We start from the raw sequence: 18,342 nt of genomic DNA on the forward strand, positions 1-18,342 counted from the left end.
GCCATTTGGCAAGCCGTCGAGGCCTCTAGCGTGCGGGTCGCGTTCTGACGTTCGCGACCCGCACGGCACTTAAAGCGTGGAAAGGAACGCACTATTGCTGGCCTGCCACTGGACGATGTCCTGGCGGATGCGTTTCTTGTCGAGCTTGCCGACACTGGTCTTGGGAATTTCAGTAACAACGGCGATCTGGCTAGGAATCGCCCACTTGTTGATGTGCCCTTGCTCGACAAATGGCTTGAGATGGTCCTTGAGCGCCTTGGCATCGATGGCCTGGCCATCGCGCACTACCAGCAGGGCAAACGGGCGCTCGCCCCACTGCGGGTCGGCCACCCCCACCACCGCCACTTCGCGCACGGCTGGGTGACGGCTGATCAGGTCTTCCAGGTCGAGCGAGGAAACCCACTCGCCGCCGGTCTTGATCACATCCTTGATGCGGTCACGAATGTCGATGTAGCCCATGCCGTCGAGGGTGGCGACATCTCCGGTGTGCAACCAGCCCCCCTGCCACAGCTCCTCACTCTTTTCCGGCTCCTTGAAATAGCCCATGGTCAGCCACGGTGCACGCAGCACCAACTCGCCCTGGGTCTCGCCGTCTGCCGGCAGGAAGTTGCCGTCGCCATCGACAATGGCCGCCTCGACCAGCGGCACCGGCACGCCGGCCTTGATGCGGTAGGTGACGCGCTCATCCTCGCTGCCGGCCTGCAGCTCGTCGTTCAGGTGCGCGGCGGAGATCAGCGGGCAGGTTTCGGACATGCCATACGCCGCGGTCAACTGGATGCCACGCGCCAGGGCAGCCTGGTACAGCGAACGGTTGAGCGAGCTGCCGCCAATGATGATCTTCCAGCCGCCGAAGTCCTGCCCTTGCGAGGTCGGGCAGCTGAGCAGCATCTGCAGGATGGTCGGCACGCAATGGGAGAACGTGACCTTTTCCTCACGCCACAGCTTGACCAGCATGTCCGGCTCGTAGCGCCCCGGGTACACCTGCTTCATGCCAAGCATGGTGGCGGCGTAGGGAATGCCCCAGGCATGTACATGGAACATCGGCGTGATGGGCATGTACACGTCGTTGCTGCCCAGCAGGCGCACACTGTCGATGCTGCCGGTGACCGAAGCTTCGGCCAGGGTGTGCAGCACCAATTGCCGGTGGGTGAAGTACACACCCTTGGGGTTGCCGGTGGTGCCGGTGGTGTAGAAAGTGGTGGCTACCGAGTTTTCATCGAAGTCCGGGAAATCGTAGCGCGGGCTGGCGGCTGCCAGCAGCTGCTCGTACTCGCCCACCAGGTCCGGCAGCTCGGCGGTCTTGTCCGGACCATCCGTCAGCAACAAGGTCTTTTCAACGGTAGTCAGTTGCCCGGCAATGGCCTGGTAGAGGCCGACAAAATCGCTGTTGACCAGCACCACGCGGTCTTCGGCATGGTTCATGGTGTAGAGGATCTGCTCGGGCGACAGGCGCACGTTGATGGTGTGCACGACGGCGCCAATCATCGGGATGGCGAACATGCACTCCAGGTAGCGATGGCTGTCCCAATCCATTACCGCCACAGTATCGCCGGCCTTTACCCCGGCCTCGGTCAGCACATTGGCCAGGCGCGCAATGCGCTCGTTGAGCTGTGGGTACGTCAGGCGCAACTGGTCGCGATAGACGATTTCGCGGGTCTTTTCATAGCGGCTGCCGGACATCAAAAGGCGTTTGATCAGCAGCGGGTAGTCGTAGGCGCCCTCGGCGGGCTTGATGATGCGGGTCTGCAGCATGGGTATCCCTTTTCTGAAAAAGCGGGCCGGACAAGTCTGGGAACTACTGTAGTTCGCGAATGTGACGGCTAAATCAGCCGAAGGAATGATTTGGCTGCGCGGGGTATGAGTGGCATTGTCCGGGGGATGGATCATCCCTGCCCTGCCAACGGAGCCTTACTGATGCCCAGCCCGCGTCGCGCCGTGTTTCTCGATCACCAATCCCTGGACCTTGGTGACCTCGACCTTTCCCCGCTAAGAAGCCAGTTCGATGAGTTCGAGCTGTTCGATGCAACCCGCCCTGACCAGGTAAGCCAGCGCCTGCAGGGCGCCGTGGCAGTGGTCAGCAACAAGGTCATGCTCGACGCCGCGACCCTGGCCGCCAACCCACAGCTCAAGCTGATTCTGGTGGCCGCCACCGGCACCAACAATGTCGACCTGACAGCAGCGCGAGCCCAAGGCATCACGGTTTGCAACTGCCAGGGTTATGGCACGCCGTCCGTCGCGCAGCACACCCTGGCCCTGCTGCTGGCGCTGGCCACGCGTCTGTGCGACTACAACCAGGCAGTAGCCGATGGCCAGTGGGCCAAGGCCAGCCAGTTCTGTCTGCTGGACTTCCCCATCGTCGAGCTGGAAGGCAAAACCCTCGGCCTGCTCGGCCACGGCGAACTGGGCGGCGCGGTGGCGCGGCTGGCCGAAGCCTTCGGCATGCGCGTACTGAGCGGGCAGATTCCCGGCCGCCCGGAACGCGCCGACCGCCTGCCGCTGGACGAACTGCTGCCACAAATCGATGCCCTGACCCTGCACTGCCCGCTGAACGAGCACACGCGGCACATGCTCGGTGCCCGCGAACTGGCCTTGCTCAGGCCAGGTGCACTGGTGGTCAACACCGCCCGTGGCGGCCTGATCGACGAGCAGGCCCTGGCCGATGCCCTGCGCCGTGGTCACCTGGGCGGCGCGGCTACTGACGTGCTGAGCGTGGAGCCGCCAGTAAACGGCAACCCGTTGCTCGAACCCGGTATCCCGCGGCTGATCATCACCCCGCACAGCGCATGGGGGGCAGTGGAGTCGCGCCAACGCATCGTCGGCCAGCTCAGCGAGAATGCCCAGGCCTTCTTCGCCGGTCAGCCACGCCGCATGGTCAGCTGAGCGGGGCGCGCACCTCTGCTACACTGCGCCACTTTTTCAGGAGGCGTCGTCCATGGACCCGCGCAGTGAAGTATTGCTCCGCCAGGCAGAGCTGTTCCAGGGGCCGCTGCTGATCGCCGGCGCCCCCGCCGATGGCCTGCTTGGCCAATTGCCGCAGGCCCAGGCCTGGACGTGGCATGCGGGCGATCACGCCATGCTCGACAGCCGCTTCCCCGGCCGCAGCCATTATGGTGTCGAGCCGCCTGAGGTGGCCTTCGACAGCGCCGTGCTGTTCCTGCCCAAGTCCCGCGAGCTGGCTGCCTACCTGCTCAATGCCCTGGCGTCGCGCCTGGCCGGCCGTGAGCTGTACCTGGTCGGCGAAAAGCGCGGCGGCATCGAAGGCGCAGCCAAACAGCTGCAGGCCTTTGGCAAACCGCGCAAGCTGGACAGCGCCCGGCACTGCCAGCTGTGGCAAGTCACCCTCGAGCAGGCGCCCGAGGCCAAACCGCTGGAGAGCCTGGCCGAGCGCTTCGAGCTGGCCCTGGAGGACGGCCCGTTGCACGTAATCAGCTTGCCTGGCGTATTCAGCCACGGGCGCCTCGACCGCGGTACCGCCCTGCTGCTCAAGCACCTCGACGGCCTGCCGAGCGGGCATGTGCTGGACTTCGGCTGTGGCGCCGGGGTATTGGGCGCAACGGTCAAGCGCCGCTATCCACAAAACCGGGTAACCCTGCTGGACGTGGATGCCTTCGCGGTGGCGGCCAGCCGGCTGACGCTGGCGGCCAATGGCCTGGAAGGCGACGTGATCAGTGGTGATGGTATCGACGCGGCGCCCACCGAACTGAGCCTGATCCTGAGCAATCCGCCGTTCCACACCGGGGTGCACACCAACTACCAGGCTTCGGAAAACCTGCTAAAAAAATCGGCCGTTCATCTGCGAAAAGGCGGTGAAATGCGCCTTGTTGCCAACAGCTTCCTGCGCTATCAGCCGCTCATCGAAGGGGCGCTGGGCAACTGCACGTTGCGCGACGACGCTGACGGTTTCCGTATCTATCAGGCAACACATGGATAAAAACAGCGCTTGCCGAAAGCGTTTAGCCTAGGCAGAATCCGCACCGTCCTAGGGGAGTAGTCTCCCGCGAGCACCCAGCTCGCCCGGTACGCGTCAACATACTTGGTCAACAGACCATGGCGCGTGCGACCCACCATGCCAGCCTGCATGGAGAGATCCGCAAAGACGGATCCAGGGTTTGACAAGACCTATGACACGCACACCTTACCCGGGGCGGGGAGGCTGTACGTGTCATAGCCGTGTCGACCCGCCCCCGTAGGAATCCTGATGCTGGAATCTCTGCTGGTCCCCACCGCCATCGTTGCCCTCGCCGAAATCGGCGACAAGACGCAACTGCTCGCGCTCATTCTCGCTGCCCGCTTCCGCAGGCCGTGGCCGATCATTGCCGGCATCATCGCCGCCACCTTGGCCAACCATGCCGCAGCCGGCGCCGTGGGTGCCTGGTTTGGCAGCTTCTTCAGCGACTCGGCATTGCACTGGATCCTGGCCGCGAGCTTCACCGCCACTGCGCTGTGGACCCTGGTACCCGACAAGATGGATGACGACGAGAACCCGGCGCGCCGCTTCGGGCCGTTCCTGACTACGCTGATCGCGTTCTTCCTGGCCGAAATCGGTGACAAGACCCAAGTCGCCACCGTCATGCTGGCGGCGCAGTATCCGCACCTGATCATGGTCATCATCGGTACCACGCTGGGCATGCTGATTGCCAACGTGCCGGTGGTTCTGGCGGGTAACTTCGCTGCAGACAAACTGCCATTGACCCTGATCCGTCGCCTGGCAGCAACGGCGTTCTTCGTGCTGGCCATCGTTGCGGTCTATACGGCGATGAAAGCCAGTGGTTGGGTTGGCTAACTGCAGAAGGGGCCGCTCCGCGCCCCAATCGCCGGCAAGCCAGCTCCCACCCCGACCGCACCGGCTTCAAGCCATGTGCGGTACATGTGGGAGCTGGCTTGCCGGCGATTGGGCTGAAAAGCAGCCCCCTTGCGGTCTTACTGCTTTGCCGCCTGATACAGCGGCATCACCTTCGGAATCGCCGCCTGCAGTGAAGCGATGCGGCTCGCGGATGCCGGGTGAGTACTCATGAACTCAGGCGGTGCACCCTCGGAAGCCTTGCTCATCTTGTTCCACAAGGTGATCGCGGCATTCGGGTCGTAGCCGGCACGCGCCGAAAGCTCCAGGCCAATCAGGTCGGCCTCGTTCTCGTTGGACCGGCTGTTGGGCAAGGTCATGGCGTAGTTGACCACCGTGTCGGCCATGGCCATGCTGCCCTGGCCGAGGCCGAAGATGGCACCGGCACCCTGGCGGGCCATTTCCACACCGTACGCCTTGGACATGGCTTCACGGCTGTGCTCGCGCAAGGCGTGGGCAATCTCATGGCCCACTACTGCGGCAATTTCCGCATCGGTGAGCTTGAGCTGATCGATCAGCCCGGTGTAGACGATGATCTTGCCGCCGGGTCCGCAGTTGGCGTTCAGCTCATCGCTCTTGATGACGTTGACTTCCCAGTTCCATTGCGCGGCATCCGGCCGGAACTTGGGCGCCTGAGCGATCAGGCGGCTGGCGATTGCCTGCACACGCTTGGCATCGGCGCTGGACTTGTCGAGCACACCCTTGCTCGATGCTTCACCCAGAGTCTGCTGGTACGACTGGGCGTACATCTGGTTGACCTCATCGGTCGAGAGCATGCTGAACATGTACTGCTGGCGCTCGACGCCAACAGCACCGCCGCTGGTGGTGTTCACCGCCTGGCAACCGGCCAGCAGGATGCCAGCACTGAGCAGGCTGACGACAAAAGACTTACGCATGAAAACACTCCCTTTTTACATGCGCCGTATCCTAGGCCGAGTCGCCAGTGCCCGCTATAGCCGTAGGGAAGATTTTCGTCACCTGTACCGGCCTCTTCGCGGGCATGCCCGCTCCCACAAGTATACCGAGCGACCTGTGGGAGCGGGCGTGCCCGCGAAAGGGCCAGTGCAGGCAGAGCATCAGGCCGGGGTCAGGCACTCTGGCGCATCCAGTTTCGGGTCATTGACGAAATTGGCCAAGGCCCGCTCCCGCAAGGTTGCCGACGGGCTGGCCAGCAACTCGTGCAAGCGGGTAACCGGCGTATCCGGGTCAAGCCAGGCCGCCTGCCCCGCCTCGTCCAGTATCAGCGGCCGACGCTGGTTCATGGCTGCCTGGGTCACCACTGCACAGCTCAGCCACACCTGGTCCTGCACCGGGTAGGCCTCCCACACTGCCGCAAAATACAGCGACGAGCCCTCCCCCGGGGTCAGCCAATACGGGCGTTTACGCACGCTGCCACGCCACTCGTAAAAGCCGTTGGCCGGCATCAGGCAGCGACGCTGGCGAAATGCATCGCGAAACATTGGCTGCTCGGCCAGGGTTTCGGCGCGGGCGTGAGCAGGGGTACGGGACAGGTCGGTGAGCCAGGCCGGAGTAAGCCCCCAGCGCGCCTTGGCCAGTTGCTGCTGGCCATCGAGCTGGCGCTGGATCAGCACCGAAGCCCCGGGTGAAATGTTCCATTGGGCCGGCTGGCCTTCGGGGAAGCCAGGCAGGCTGGCAAGCGCCTGGGGCCAGCGAAACAGGGCATAACGTCCACACATGGGCGAATTCAGAACCTAGCAGATCAAGGTACCGGGGAAGCTCTCCGGTTCGTCGCCAACCAGTGGCTGGGCATCATTGTACGCATCGATCAGCTGCCGTGCGTACTCGGCCTGCTCATCCGCTACCGCAAGCCCGAGCAGGCCTTGCAGGGGCAGTTCGCCTACGCCCCCCATCAAGTCACGGCCTACCAGCTGCACGTTGATGCCTTCACTGGCCAGCATGCCGACCAGCATTTCGGCTTCGAGCAAGTTCTCAGGTTCGTAGATTCGTCGCATCAGTCATTCTCACCAAAGACATCCAGCATCCACTCCTCGCCATGGACCTGCAGCACGAAGCGGATAGGCTTGCAGCACACCTGACAGTCCTCGATGTACTCCTGATCACCACCGGACAGGTCCACCGTGGTTTCGACTTCTTCGCCACAATAAGGGCAATCGTAGTTCGCAGTTTCCAGCATCGCGGCCTCCGGGGTGACTTATGCGTATAATTGCCGGTCTGTTTACAGGGCCTGTGTGTGTCCGAGCCGTTTATCGGAGCCCGCCCCTACCTTATTACCCTAGCCGTTTCCAACAAGAGAGCATGATGGGCGAATTCGATGCCATCCGACCGTACGACGACGCTGAGGTCCCTGCCGTTCTGGCACGCCTGCTCAGCGACCCGGCATTCCTCGATATCCTCACCCACTTCCGCTTCCCGCGTGCGGCCGGTGCTCTCGGCTGGTTGCTCAAGCCACTGATTGCACGCCGCCTGCGCAAGGAATTCGCCGGCGTCACCTGCGTTTCGACCCTGCAGGACAAAGTCGAGTATTACGTCGACCAGACCATCGACCGCGCCACCGACGGCGTTACCTATTCGGGCGTGGAACAGCTCAAGGCCGGCACCGCCTATCTGTTCCTGGCCAACCACCGTGACATCGTCATGGACCCGGCGTTTGTCAACTACGCGGTGTACCACGCAGGCTTGCCCACCCCGCGCATTGCCATTGGTGATAACTTGCTGCAAAAGCCGTTTGTCAGCGACATGATGCGCCTGAACAAGAGCTTCATCGTGCACCGCTCGATCAGCGGGCGCCGCGAGAAGCTGGCGGCTTACCAGTTGCTCTCGGCCTACATCAACCACTCGATCCGCAACGACGCCGCGTCGATCTGGATCGCCCAGGCCGAAGGCCGCGCCAAAGATGGTAACGACCGGACCGATTCGGCGATCCTCAAGATGTTCCACATGAGCCGCAAGGACGAGCCGTTCGGTGCGGTCATCCAGAGCCTGAACCTGACGCCGGTGTCTATCAGCTACGAATACGACCCGTGCGACCAGGCCAAGGCCCGCGAGCTGTACATCCGCGCCACCACCGGTACCTACACCAAGGCGCCGGGCGAGGATGACAACAGCATCGCCAAGGGCATTACCGGCTACAAGGGACGGGTGCACATCAACTTCACCCCGCCGGTGACCGCGTACCACGAAGACACCAAGCAGCTGGCAGCGGAAATCGACCGGCAAATCCTTGGCGGTTACCGCCTGTTCCCGGTGCATTACCTGGCGTATGCGATGTGGGACAGCAAGGATGAGGCGCTGCAGGTGCCAAGTGCCGAGAAAGTGTTCCCGGCGGACGAGCTGGCCAAGGCCAAGGAAGAATGGCAACGCCGCCTGGATGCCTGCCCCGAAGAGCAGCGGCCTTACCTGGTGTTGCAGTATGCGACGCCGGTGCGTAACCAGTACCAGGTCAGGCAGCAGGCACCTGTAGCCTGAAAGATTGCCGGGGCTGCTTTGCAGCCCCAATGGTTCTCAGACCCAGGTACTGAACCAGGACAACAGCAGCGCCATCGCCAGACACGAAAAACCGAGGATGTAGAAGTACTTGGGCACCCGCAGCTCGAACGCGTCCACCACCCCCTCCTCCACCGCCATGTATTCGCGGGCCTCGGCCTCGCGTCGGCGTGCGCTGTGCAGCAGCAACCCGCCTGGGCAGGTCAGCAGCAGCGCCAGCAGATTGATCAATTTGGTGGGATGGGCGGCCAGGAACCCCCAGAGCACTTGCAAGGACATCACGCAACCTCGGTGTGAGCAGCGGCAAAGCCACGCATTCTACCCAAGTCGCCCTTCGGCGCCCGGCATGGGCGACAAAGTGTCATTAAATTTCATCTGTCATCGGCTCGTCATCTGAACAGGCCACCCTGTCGGCCTTCCATGACCCGGAGCTTGTTCATGTTGCACGCCGAAAACCAGGACCGACTCTACCTCGTTGCCCAGAGCGATGAGCAACAGGCGTTGATCGATGGTTTTGCCATCAATGTGCAGGACCGCCAGTGGCTGGTCTACTGTGCGCTGGGCGGGCATGTACATGAAGATTTGCCAGAGGTGGATGCCGGGACTGGCTTCAGCTTGCTGGATTTCTACGTGGAAGCAGCTTAAGCCTGAGCCGGCAATAAAAAACCCGCTACCTGGCACAGGGAGCGGGTTTTTTTCATCCAGCCAAACGCTTACTGGCCCAGCACCTGCCCGATGGTCGGGTCTTTGAACAGGCGGGTCAGGGCATCGCTCAGCACATCACCGACCAGCTGGGTATTGGTATCCTGGTTCGGCGCCATGCCGAAACGCTGGTCCAGCGAAGCGCCGTAACGGCCGCTGTAGCTGCGCCCGCCATTGCGCACGTCGGCGCGGAAGGTGGCGCCGATGGTGGCCTCGGTCACGTACAGGTTGTCTTTGGGCGACTGATATTTCAGCTCGGCCAGGGTCACGGTCAGCTGGGGTGCACCAGAGGCGTTCGGCGTTGGGGTGAAGCCGAGCAGGCGCACCGCAGCTTCGGCCTGGGCCTGCAGCTTGGGCACTACGTCGTTCCCGCTGACGCTGATGGTGCTGGTCTCGGGGTACATGCCACCACGGGTGCCCAAGGATTGCGAAGGCCGGCCGTCAACCACCCGCACCACGACCGGCTGGCCGTGACCCACAGGTGCGAGCTGGGCCTTGAGCGTGGGTTGCGGGTTGAGTTGTTGCGGGCTGTGGGCACAACCGACCAGGCTGAGGCTGGCCACGGCGATCAAACCGAACAACAGACGTTGCAACATGCGCGTTTCTCCAGAAAATGCGGCAAAGGCCCACAGTATACCTAGCCAGGCACAGACCAGTCATCGGCCGGACCCGGTTGTCACAATCGTTTCATGGCCCCGCCCTTATCCTTGCGCCAAGCCCTCACGCAAAGGAGTCGCCGCCATGGCCTCGCTCTGGTCCCTGCTCTTCCAACGCCCGCGCCACAACGCCTACGCCCGCCTCGATGCCCAAGGCAAATGCCTGGCCTTCAAGCAATGTAGCCAGGTACCAAGCGGTAGCGGTTGGGTCCAGATCGGTGAAATCCAGCTCGCCTGGCTGGGCCGGGAGTTGCCCGTCGACGCCCGGGTTTGCGCCCACGCAAGCCGCCGCTGGCACCAGCGCATCCTCGCAGCCTGACAAACGCTGCAATAAAAACCACGAATGGCGACATTTCTGCCCGCGACATCGCTATAATCTCCCCCCGATTATAAGGACGTCTCCTGATCGGGCCCCGCACTCGCCGATTGACCCCGGCAACTACACCGCTTCGCCCACAGAGAGCCTTCCACTCAGGTCTTGCATCGGCTGTCGTGCCTGCTTTTCCGGCCCTTCACACTGCATGAACCTGCGGGTTGCCATCGCGCAGTCCCCTTTTGAGGTTCACGTCTCCAAAAGAGCGTGAAAAAACGGTTTTCACAACTTCACAAGAGTGTGGCGAGCAAATGAACAGTCTGGCATGTGCAAAAGCGGCAGATGTGTCCCGAACAGCCCTGAACAGGCGGCAAATGCGCTCATCCCGTATGAGTGTCTGAACCGTTCCATAACGCACGCACGACACCTTGACCATAAGTCGAATTGCCGCACCCGTGGCAAACGGCGTTCAATAGCTGAACCCGAAGACTGATTGGCGGTGTCCGCGGAAGTTGCAAGAACTGCGAAAAGTCGGACATGGCGACCCTGGCTACCCCAGGTCCTATGCTGTCAATTAGGTAGCTGTAGATTGTGGAGACGCGTTAAATGGCGCAGAACGAATCGGTTGATGTAGTACTGGTAGGCGCGGGCATCATGAGTGCCACCCTGGCCGTACTGCTGAAGGAGCTTGACCCGACCCTGAAGCTTGAGGTCGTCGAGGCGATGGACTCCGGAGCCGCGGAAAGCTCCAACCCTTGGAACAACGCAGGTACCGGCCACGCTGGTCTGTGCGAGCTTAACTACACGCCTCAGGCCGCCGATGGCAGCATCGACATCAAGAAGGCCGTGCACATCAACGCCCAGTTCGAGGTGTCGCGCCAGTTCTGGGCCTACCTGAGCAAGAAGGGCAACTTCGGCTCGGCGCGTGCGTTCATCAACCCTGTCCCGCACCTGAGCTACGTCGAGGGTGACAAGGGTGTTTCCTTCCTCAAGAAGCGCTTCGAGCTGCTCAAGCAGCACCATGCCTTCGCTGACATGGAATACACCGAAGACAAGGCGGTGATGAGCGACTGGATGCCGCTGATGATGCCTGGCCGCCCGGCCGACCAGCACATTGCAGCTACCCGTGTAGCCAAAGGCACCGACGTCAACTTCGGCGCCCTGACCAACAAGCTGCTCAAGCTGCTGGGCGACTCGCCGGACGCGCAGGTGAAATACAGCAAGAAGGTCGTCGGCCTGCGCCGTAACGGCAAAGGCTGGACCGTGAGCATCAAGGACGTCAACAGCGGCGGCAGCCGCGAAGTCGACGCCCGCTTCGTCTTCCTCGGCGCCGGTGGCGCGGCCCTGCCGCTGCTGCAGGTCTCGGGCATCCCGGAAAGCAAAGGCTTTGGCGGCTTCCCGGTCAGCGGCCAGTGGCTGCGTTGCGACAACCCGGAAATCGTCAAGCAGCACCAGGCCAAGGTCTACAGCCAGGCCGCCGTGGGCGCCCCGCCGATGTCGGTACCGCACCTGGATACCCGCGTTGTGGACGGCAAGACTTCGCTGCTGTTCGGCCCGTACGCCGGTTTCACCACCAAGTTCCTCAAGCACGGTTCGCTGATGGACCTGCCGCTGTCGGTGCGTATGGGCAACATCGGCCCGATGCTGGCCGTGGCCCGTGACAACATGGACCTGACCAAGTACCTGGTCAGCGAAGTGATGCAGTCTATGGAGCAGCGCCTGGAAGCCCTGCGTCGCTTCTACCCGCAGGCCAAGGCCGAAGACTGGCGCCTGGAAGTGGCTGGTCAGCGCGTGCAGATCATCAAGAAAGACCCGAAAAAAGGCGGCGTGCTGCAGTTTGGTACCGAACTGGTCTCGGCCCAGGACGGCAGCCTGGCCGCACTGCTCGGCGCTTCGCCAGGCGCTTCGGTGACCGTGTCGATCATGCTGGAACTGATCGAACGCTGCTTCCCCGAGCAGGCCAAAGGTGCCTGGGCTGCCAAGCTCAAGGAAATCTTCCCGGCGCGCGAGAAGACCTTGGCAACCGATGCTGCCCTGTACCAGAAAATCAGTGCCGAGAACGACGTGGCGCTGGACCTGGTGGAAAGCAGCCCGGCGGCCAAGCACTACGCCTGAACCGCCCGGTAACGAAAAAACGCCCCTCGGGGCGTTTTTTTATGCCTGGATCTCTATCAGCCTGTGCTGGCCCTTTCGCGGGCTTGCCCGCGAAAGGGCCAGCACAGGTTGAAGATCAGCCGCGGGCCTTGTCGATGATCTCGATGTACTCAGGCGCATTGCGCTGGTCGGCAATCTGCTCGACGAAGGTCTTGCCGTGCTCGTCCTTGCCATCCAGGTCCAGGCCTGCTTCGACAAAGAAGCCGACAAAGCGCTCGAAATCGTCGACACGCAGCCCACGGTAGGCCTTGACCAGCTTGTGGTGCGACGGCGAGGTCACGCCATCGGCCGGTTCGAACTGGAGGAACGACTTGATGTAGTCGTCGCTGATTTCGTCGCCGATTACCTGTTTCTTGTCTTTACGCATTGCCGACTCCAACTGGACCATCACGGGATTTCGAAGGCCGGCAGTTTACCCCTCGCAGGCCGCGTGCCTCAACGCGTACGTACGGTGCCGGTGTGCAGGTCGGCCCAGATGTGGCCGTTGCCATAGGTGAGAAACTGCACGTACAAGGTCTCGTTGCGCAGCAAATCCATGATTACCCGGTAGTCACTGACCGGGTAATTCAGGCTCAAGGTACGGCTTTTTTCGTCATACACGGGCTTCTTCAGGCTCTTGGCCGCTTCGCCGTCGAAGGTCAGCAGCACGTGGGCGATGGTCGCGCCCTTGCTCAATGGTTTGCCCTTCAGGCGCACCTGCAACGACGAGGTGATCGGGATCGGCTGCTGGTCGGACTGGCGCTGGGCCCCCACCACCACCGAGTAGTCGGTCACTTGCAGCAGTTGCTGGCCGGTCGGCGCTTCCTGGCGCAAGGACTGATCATCGGGAGGCAGGAACTGGCTGTGCAGGGGGGCGGCGGCGAGAGGCATGCTGACGGCCAGCAGGAGGGGGAAAATCGCACGCATGTGAGGCTCCTTGTATGAAGGAGCACTCTAGCATGCCGGGTGCAGGCAACCTCAATCGAACTGCGCGAGCATCCAGGCCTGGTACTCGGCCACGCCGGCTTCCCCCTCGCGCGGCGCCCAGTGTGCATGTTCGCCTTCGCCCACCGGCCGGTAGGGCCCCGCCTTGCATTCGAACAGGATGCTGTCCGGCTCCAGCACCACCAGCCCATGGTAGGTACCGGGCGCCAGGTCCACACCCAGGCAGTCACCGCCTGCCTGCAGCACTCGCTTGTCGGTCACTGCGCCCTGCTCATCGAAGATCAGCAAGCCCAGGCGGCCCTTGAGCACGATCAGGCCTTCGGCTTTGTCGTCGCTCAGGTGGCGGTGCGGCGGAATGTAGGTACTGGGCTGTAGCCCGACCGCCATGCGGTGGCAGGGCTCTTCCATCTCATGGAAGTTATGGTGCTGCCGCCCGCGCGGGTTGGCGGCAGCCTTTTCGGCCAGCCCGGCGAACAGCGATTGGTCGATGAACGCAGGCTGGCGCATGGTCACAGCCCCTTGACGGCGAAAATGCCGTTGGCATTGCGCCAGTAGCCTTTGTAATCCATGCCGTAACCGAAAATATAGCGGTCGACACATGGCAGGCCCACGTAGTTGGCCTTGAGGTCCGGGCTGGCCTTGCGGTCGTGGTCCTTGTCGATCAGGACCGCGGTGTGCACCGAGCGCGCGCCGGCATGCTTGCAGAACTCGATGATGGCGCTGAGGGTGTGGCCTTCGTCGAGGATGTCGTCGACGATCAGCACATCGCGGTCGATGAACGACACTTCCGGCTTGGCCTTCCAGAACAGCTCACCGCCGCTGGTCTGGTTGCGGTAGCGGGTAGCGTGCAGGTACGAGGCTTCCAGCGGGAACTGCAGGTGGGTCAGCAGTTTGCCAGAGAAAATCAGGCCACCGTTCATCACGCAGAACACCACCGGGTTCTTGTCGTGCAGGTCCTTGCAAATCTGCTCGCCGACTTTGGCGATGGCCGCTTCGACTTCGGCTTCGGTGTACAGGCAGTCAGCTTCACGCATGACTTGACGGATGTGCTCGAGATCGGCGGACATGGCGCTCTCCGGGGGGGCATTTTGGAAAAGCGGGCAAAGGTACGCATCCGCTCGTCCCAGATCAAGCATTTATGGACTAACGTCCAGAATGACCAGACGACAGCACAGGCTGAATAGATTAATCTAGCGCGGTTTTTTTGCCCGCCTTTCGGAGCCCCCCTATGCCCACTCGTGAGATCCGCCACCCGCTGATCCGCCACAAGCTCGGCCTGATGCGCCGTGCCGATATCAGCACCAAGAATTTTCGCGAACTCGCCCAGGAAGTCGGCGCGCTCCTGACCTATGAAGCCACCCAGGACCTGCCACTCGAAACCTACGAGATCGACGGCTGGTGTGGCAAGGTGCAAGTTGAAAAAATCGCCGGCAAGAAGATTACCGTAGTACCCATCCTGCGCGCCGGCATCGGCATGCTTGACGGCGTGCTCAGCCTGATCCCGGGTGCCAAGGTCAGCGCCGTCGGCGTTGCCCGCAACGAGGAAACCCTCGAAGCCCATACCTACCTGGAAAAGCTCGCGCCGGACATCAACCAGCGTCTGGCCCTGATCATCGACCCGATGCTGGCCACCGGCGCTTCGATGGTCGCTACCATCGACCTGCTGAAAAAGGCCGGCTGCAAAGAGATCCGCGCCATGGTGCTGGTCGCCGCACCAGAAGGCATCGAAGTGGTGGAAAAAGCCCACCCGGACGTGAAGATCTACACCGCCTCGATCGACCAGCGCCTGAACGAACACGGCTACATCGTGCCGGGCCTGGGCGATGCCGGTGACAAGATCTTCGGCACCAAGCAAAAGGACGCCTGACCATGCAGGACGGCTTCAACGACCCGCTCTGGCGCCAGGTCGTTTCGGGCGCGCAGATGCTCTTCGTGGCATTCGGCGCGTTGGTGCTGATGCCACTGATCACCGGCCTCGACCCGAACGTCGCGTTGTTCACCGCAGGCATCGGCACGCTGCTGTTCCAGCTGGTTACCGGCCGCCAGGTACCGGTGTTCCTGGCCTCCAGCTTTGCCTTCATCACCCCGATCATCCTCGCCAAGGGCCAGTTTGGCCTGGCCGAGACCATGGGCGGCGTGATGGCGGCCGGTTTCGTGTACACCTTCATGGGCCTGATGGTAAAAATCAAAGGCACCGGTTTCATCGACCGCATGCTGCCGCCTGTGGTGATTGGCCCGGTGATCATCTCCATCGGCCTGGCCATGGCACCGATCGCTGCCAACATGGCAATGGGCAAGGGTGGCGACGGCGTTGCGTTGATGCCCTACAAGACCGCCATGCTGATCTCCATGCCAGCCCTGCTGACCACCTTGATCGTCGCTGTGTTCGGCAAGGGTATTTTCCGCCTGGTACCGATCATCTCTGGCGTGCTGGTGGGCTTTGCCCTGTCGTTCGCCTTTGGTGTGGTCGACACGGCCAAAATCGCCGCTGCACCGTGGCTGGAAATCCCCAATTTCACCGCACCGGCGTTCAACTGGCAGGCCATCCTGTTCATCGTCCCGGTTGCCCTGGCACCGGCGATCGAGCACATCGGCGGGGTGATTGCGGTCGGTAGCGTGACCGGCCGTGACTACCTGAAAAAGCCTGGCCTGCACCGCACCTTGCTAGGTGACGGCCTGGCCACCACGGCAGCCGGCCTGTTCGGCGGCCCGCCCAACACCACCTACGCCGAAGTGACTGGCGCGGTGATGCTGACCAAGAACTACAACCCGAAGATCATGACCTGGGCGGCGGTCTTCGCCATTACCCTGGCGTTTATCGGCAAGTTCGGCGCGCTGCTGCAAAGCATCCCGGTGCCAGTAATGGGCGGTATTCTTTGCCTGCTGTTCGGTTCGATCGCGGCAGTGGGCATGAACACCATGATCCGCCACAAGATCGACCTGGCCGAAGCGCGCAACCTGGTGATCGTGTCGGTAACCTTGGTATTTGGTATCGGCGGCGTGCTGATCGGCAGCGGTGACGGCCCGGATGACTGGGGCCTGAAGGGCATCGCCCTGTGCGCCATCGTGGCGATTGCCCTGAACCTGATCCTGCCGGGCAATGATGGCTGGAAGCACAAGAAACTGGATGATCAGTTGCCTTGATCCGGCTTTAACCTCAGCCGGCCCTATCGCCGGCAAGCCAGTTCCCACAGGTACACCACAGGTTTCAGAGACTGTGATGCTCTTGTGGGAGCTGGCTTGCCGGCGATAGGGCCGGTATAGGCAGACGCAATGTCAGGCCTTTTCGCACATATCAGCCAACACCCTCACCCACTCCGGGTGATCATTCAGGCACGGCACCAGCACCAGCTCACGCCCGCCAGCCTCGACAAACTGTTCGCTGCCCCGCATGCCGATCTCTTCCAGCGTCTCGATGCAATCGGCCACGAACGCCGGGCACATCACCAGCAGCTTCTTTACGCCGGCCTTGGCCAGCTCATCCAGCCGCGTCTCGGTGTAGGGCTCGATCCACTTGTCCCGCCCCAGCCGAGACTGGAACGATACCGACCATTTGCCATCCGGTATGCCCATTCTCTGCGCAAAGGCTTTGGCCGTAGCCAAGCATTGCCCGCGGTAACACACCGCACGCACCTCGGCGGATGCACCGTGGCAGCAATCAGCGGTACGCAGGTCGTGCTTGCTGCCCTTGGGAAACAGCTTCTTCAAGTGCCGCTCCGGCAAGCCATGGAAGCTCAGCAGCAGGTGGTCGTAATCCTGTTCCAGGTAAGGCCGGGCGCTGGCCGCCAGCGCCTCGATGTAGTCAGGGTGCTCGTAGAACGGCTGCAGCACACGCATCTGCAGCGGCAGCTGGCGTTCGCTGATCACCTGTTTTGCCAGCTCGACCACAGTGGTCACGGTACTGTCGGCGAACTGTGGATAAAGCGGCGCCAAGGTCACCTTGCGCACGCCTCGGGCTGCCAGGCGTTCCAGCACTTCGGGCAAAGCTGGCTGGCCATAGCGCATGGCGATTTCCACCGGGCCATGGGGCCAGTGCTCGACCATTGCTGACTGCAGACGACGAGTCAGCACCACCAGCGGCGAGCCCTCCTCCCACCAGATCGAGCCATAGGCATGCGCCGACTGCTCCGGGCGCTTGATCAGGATCAACGACACCAGCAGGCGCCGCAGCGGCCAAGGCAGGTCGACCACGTACGGGTCCATGAGAAACTGGTTGAGGTAGCGGCGCACATCGGCCACCGAGGTGGAAGCCGGGGAACCCAGGTTGACCAGCAGCAGGGCGTGATCGGTCATGCAGCGTCCTATGTCAGAGGCGGCTGGACAGGTTGTCCAGGGCCGATTGCAGATCGTTGAAGCGGAAGGTGAAGCCAGCCGCCAGCAAGCGTACCGGGCGTGCCCGCTGGCCGCCCAGCAGCAAGGTCGACATCTCGCCCAGGCCAGCCTTGAGCAACAATGCCGGCACTGGCAGCAGCGCCGGCCGATGCAGGGCCCGACCCAGGCGCCTGGCGAACTCGCGGTTGCGCACCGGCTCCGGAGCGCAGGCATTATAAGGACCGCTGGCATCGTTGTGCTGCAAGAGAAAATCAATCAGGGCGACCTGGTCGTCTATATGGACCCACGGCATCCACTGCCGTCCATTGCCCAATGGCCCGCCAAGCCCGAGCTTGAAGGGCACGCGCAGGCGCGACAAAAAGCCGCCATCGCTGGCCAGCACCAGCCCGGTGCGTACCAATACCACGCGGATACCCTGTGCCTGGGAGCGCTGGGCCGTCTCTTCCCAGGCAATGCACAACTGGCTGGCGAAATCTTCGCGCACCGGGGGCGAAGCTTCGGTCAGCTCGCGTTCGCCACCGTCACCGTACCAGCCCACTGCGGAGCCGGAGATCAGCACGTGTGGGCGTTGCTCACGGGTGCCCAACCAAGTCAGCAGTTGCTCGGTCAGGGTGACGCGGCTGGCCCACAGCAGGTTGCGTCGGGCAGCCGTCCAGGGCCGATCGGCAATCGGCGCACCGGCCAGGTTAACCACCGCATCAAGGTGATCGTCCGCCTCCAGTTGCTCCAGGCTGGCGATGCCACGTACGCCACTGCCACATATTTTTGCCACCTGTTCAGGTCGCCGGCTCCAAACCGTAAGCCGATGCCCCTGGCCTAGCCAGTACTGGCAAAGATGCTTGCCAATCAAACCGGTGCCACCTGTCAGCAATATATGCATGGCTGTGTCCTCGCAGAATGCGGCGGTGGTCTATTTTTAACATCAAGGCACTTTTTTGACCCGACGCTCTCGGATA

General features: G+C 62.5%; 22 protein-coding genes and 1 riboswitch. Of the genes, 9 read left to right on the forward strand and 13 right to left on the reverse strand.

Annotated elements, in window-relative coordinates:
* Positions 1 to 69 precede the first annotated feature (69 nt).
* Complete coding sequence (locus JOY50_RS19435) at positions 70 to 1,752, reverse strand: fatty acid--CoA ligase (protein ID WP_132846676.1); 1,683 nt, start codon at positions 1,750 to 1,752, stop codon at positions 70 to 72.
* 162 nt (positions 1,753 to 1,914) lie between these two features.
* Between JOY50_RS19435 and JOY50_RS19440 the strand changes: the two genes are divergently transcribed.
* The 3 genes from JOY50_RS19440 (at position 1,915) to JOY50_RS19450 (ending at position 4,783) form a co-directional block, all read left to right on the forward strand.
* Positions 1,915 to 2,880: a 2-hydroxyacid dehydrogenase gene (locus JOY50_RS19440; RefSeq protein ID WP_132846677.1), complete on the forward strand. Its 966-nt coding sequence runs from the start codon at positions 1,915 to 1,917 to the stop codon at positions 2,878 to 2,880.
* Positions 2,881 to 2,932: 52 nt separating this feature from the next.
* Positions 2,933 to 3,931, forward strand: a complete 999-nt coding sequence (locus JOY50_RS19445) for a class I SAM-dependent methyltransferase (protein WP_132846678.1) — start codon at positions 2,933 to 2,935, stop codon at positions 3,929 to 3,931.
* Positions 3,932 to 3,970: 39 nt separating this feature from the next.
* Positions 3,971 to 4,110, forward strand: a riboswitch (yybP-ykoY riboswitch).
* An 88-nt stretch (positions 4,111 to 4,198) separates the two neighbouring features.
* Entirely contained in the window at positions 4,199 to 4,783 is a 585-nt protein-coding gene (locus tag JOY50_RS19450; RefSeq protein WP_243055653.1) for a TMEM165/GDT1 family protein, read from the forward strand.
* Between the two features lie 137 nt (positions 4,784 to 4,920).
* Here the strand turns inward: JOY50_RS19450 and JOY50_RS19455 are convergent, their stop codons facing one another.
* The 4 genes from JOY50_RS19455 to JOY50_RS19470 form a co-directional block, all read right to left on the reverse strand.
* Complete coding sequence (locus JOY50_RS19455; RefSeq protein WP_019472471.1) at positions 4,921 to 5,736, reverse strand: M48 family metallopeptidase; 816 nt, start codon at positions 5,734 to 5,736, stop codon at positions 4,921 to 4,923.
* A gap of 180 nt (positions 5,737 to 5,916) precedes the next feature.
* Positions 5,917 to 6,537 (reverse strand): SOS response-associated peptidase, encoded by a 621-nt coding sequence (locus tag JOY50_RS19460; protein WP_019472472.1) that lies wholly within the window; start codon positions 6,535 to 6,537, stop codon positions 5,917 to 5,919.
* 15 nt (positions 6,538 to 6,552) lie between these two features.
* Positions 6,553 to 6,813, reverse strand: a complete 261-nt coding sequence (locus tag JOY50_RS19465; RefSeq protein ID WP_016501480.1) for a putative signal transducing protein — start codon at positions 6,811 to 6,813, stop codon at positions 6,553 to 6,555.
* Positions 6,813 to 6,995 (reverse strand): CPXCG motif-containing cysteine-rich protein, encoded by a 183-nt coding sequence (locus JOY50_RS19470; protein ID WP_019472473.1) that lies wholly within the window; start codon positions 6,993 to 6,995, stop codon positions 6,813 to 6,815. Before JOY50_RS19470 ends, JOY50_RS19465 begins: the two co-directional genes overlap by 1 nt.
* Before the next feature lie 125 nt (positions 6,996 to 7,120).
* Here JOY50_RS19470 and JOY50_RS19475 point away from each other — a divergent pair, with 125 nt between their 5' ends.
* On the forward strand, positions 7,121 to 8,287 hold the full coding sequence (locus tag JOY50_RS19475; protein WP_243055654.1) for a 1-acyl-sn-glycerol-3-phosphate acyltransferase: 1,167 nt from the start codon (positions 7,121 to 7,123) through the stop codon (positions 8,285 to 8,287).
* Positions 8,288 to 8,323: 36 nt separating this feature from the next.
* Here the strand turns inward: JOY50_RS19475 and JOY50_RS19480 are convergent, their stop codons facing one another.
* Positions 8,324 to 8,584 carry a hypothetical protein gene (locus JOY50_RS19480; protein WP_132846679.1) on the reverse strand — a complete coding sequence of 87 codons (261 nt, stop codon included), beginning with the start codon at positions 8,582 to 8,584 and terminating at the stop codon, positions 8,324 to 8,326.
* A gap of 159 nt (positions 8,585 to 8,743) precedes the next feature.
* On the opposite strand from JOY50_RS19480, the gene JOY50_RS19485 reads away from it, so the two are divergent.
* On the forward strand, positions 8,744 to 8,950 hold the full coding sequence (locus tag JOY50_RS19485; protein ID WP_016501484.1) for a hypothetical protein: 207 nt from the start codon (positions 8,744 to 8,746) through the stop codon (positions 8,948 to 8,950).
* Positions 8,951 to 9,018: 68 nt separating this feature from the next.
* On the opposite strand, the gene JOY50_RS19490 is transcribed toward JOY50_RS19485, so the two are convergent.
* Complete coding sequence (locus JOY50_RS19490) at positions 9,019 to 9,603, reverse strand: YajG family lipoprotein (RefSeq protein WP_016484885.1); 585 nt, start codon at positions 9,601 to 9,603, stop codon at positions 9,019 to 9,021.
* A gap of 145 nt (positions 9,604 to 9,748) precedes the next feature.
* On the opposite strand from JOY50_RS19490, the gene JOY50_RS19495 reads away from it, so the two are divergent.
* The gene (locus JOY50_RS19495) at positions 9,749 to 9,982 is read left to right on the forward strand and encodes a hypothetical protein (RefSeq protein WP_243055655.1); all 234 of its coding nucleotides are present in this window, start codon (positions 9,749 to 9,751) and stop codon (positions 9,980 to 9,982) included.
* Positions 9,983 to 10,582: 600 nt separating this feature from the next.
* Positions 10,583 to 12,091, forward strand: a complete 1,509-nt coding sequence (gene mqo / locus JOY50_RS19500; RefSeq protein ID WP_243055656.1) for a malate dehydrogenase (quinone) — start codon at positions 10,583 to 10,585, stop codon at positions 12,089 to 12,091.
* 115 nt (positions 12,092 to 12,206) lie between these two features.
* On the opposite strand, the gene JOY50_RS19505 is transcribed toward mqo, so the two are convergent.
* The 4 genes from JOY50_RS19505 to JOY50_RS19520 all read right to left on the reverse strand — a co-directional run bounded on the left by JOY50_RS19505 (position 12,207) and on the right by JOY50_RS19520 (position 14,121).
* Complete coding sequence (locus JOY50_RS19505; RefSeq protein WP_019470524.1) at positions 12,207 to 12,497, reverse strand: PA4642 family protein; 291 nt, start codon at positions 12,495 to 12,497, stop codon at positions 12,207 to 12,209.
* Between the two features lie 68 nt (positions 12,498 to 12,565).
* Positions 12,566 to 13,036 (reverse strand): hypothetical protein, encoded by a 471-nt coding sequence (locus JOY50_RS19510; RefSeq protein WP_132846681.1) that lies wholly within the window; start codon positions 13,034 to 13,036, stop codon positions 12,566 to 12,568.
* A 51-nt stretch (positions 13,037 to 13,087) separates the two neighbouring features.
* Complete coding sequence (locus tag JOY50_RS19515) at positions 13,088 to 13,561, reverse strand: WbuC family cupin fold metalloprotein (protein ID WP_019470522.1); 474 nt, start codon at positions 13,559 to 13,561, stop codon at positions 13,088 to 13,090.
* A 2-nt stretch (positions 13,562 to 13,563) separates the two neighbouring features.
* Complete coding sequence (locus tag JOY50_RS19520) at positions 13,564 to 14,121, reverse strand: hypoxanthine-guanine phosphoribosyltransferase (RefSeq protein ID WP_016501490.1); 558 nt, start codon at positions 14,119 to 14,121, stop codon at positions 13,564 to 13,566.
* Positions 14,122 to 14,282: 161 nt separating this feature from the next.
* Here JOY50_RS19520 and upp point away from each other — a divergent pair, with 161 nt between their 5' ends.
* Positions 14,283 to 14,921, forward strand: coding sequence for a uracil phosphoribosyltransferase (gene upp, locus JOY50_RS19525; RefSeq protein WP_016501492.1), 639 nt, complete (start codon positions 14,283 to 14,285; stop codon positions 14,919 to 14,921).
* 2 nt (positions 14,922 to 14,923) lie between these two features.
* Positions 14,924 to 16,198, forward strand: coding sequence for a uracil-xanthine permease family protein (locus JOY50_RS19530; protein WP_019470521.1), 1,275 nt, complete (start codon positions 14,924 to 14,926; stop codon positions 16,196 to 16,198).
* Positions 16,199 to 16,330: 132 nt separating this feature from the next.
* On the opposite strand, the gene hemH is transcribed toward JOY50_RS19530, so the two are convergent.
* Positions 16,331 to 17,347, reverse strand: a complete 1,017-nt coding sequence (gene hemH, locus JOY50_RS19535) for a ferrochelatase (RefSeq protein ID WP_243055658.1) — start codon at positions 17,345 to 17,347, stop codon at positions 16,331 to 16,333.
* Between the two features lie 13 nt (positions 17,348 to 17,360).
* Complete coding sequence (locus JOY50_RS19540) at positions 17,361 to 18,266, reverse strand: TIGR01777 family oxidoreductase (protein WP_243055659.1); 906 nt, start codon at positions 18,264 to 18,266, stop codon at positions 17,361 to 17,363.
* Positions 18,267 to 18,342: the final 76 nt, after the last annotated feature.

Origin of the sequence: Pseudomonas sp. BP01 (assembly GCF_022760795.1) — a bacterium.
Lineage (GTDB): Bacteria > Pseudomonadota > Gammaproteobacteria > Pseudomonadales > Pseudomonadaceae > Aquipseudomonas > Aquipseudomonas putida_Q.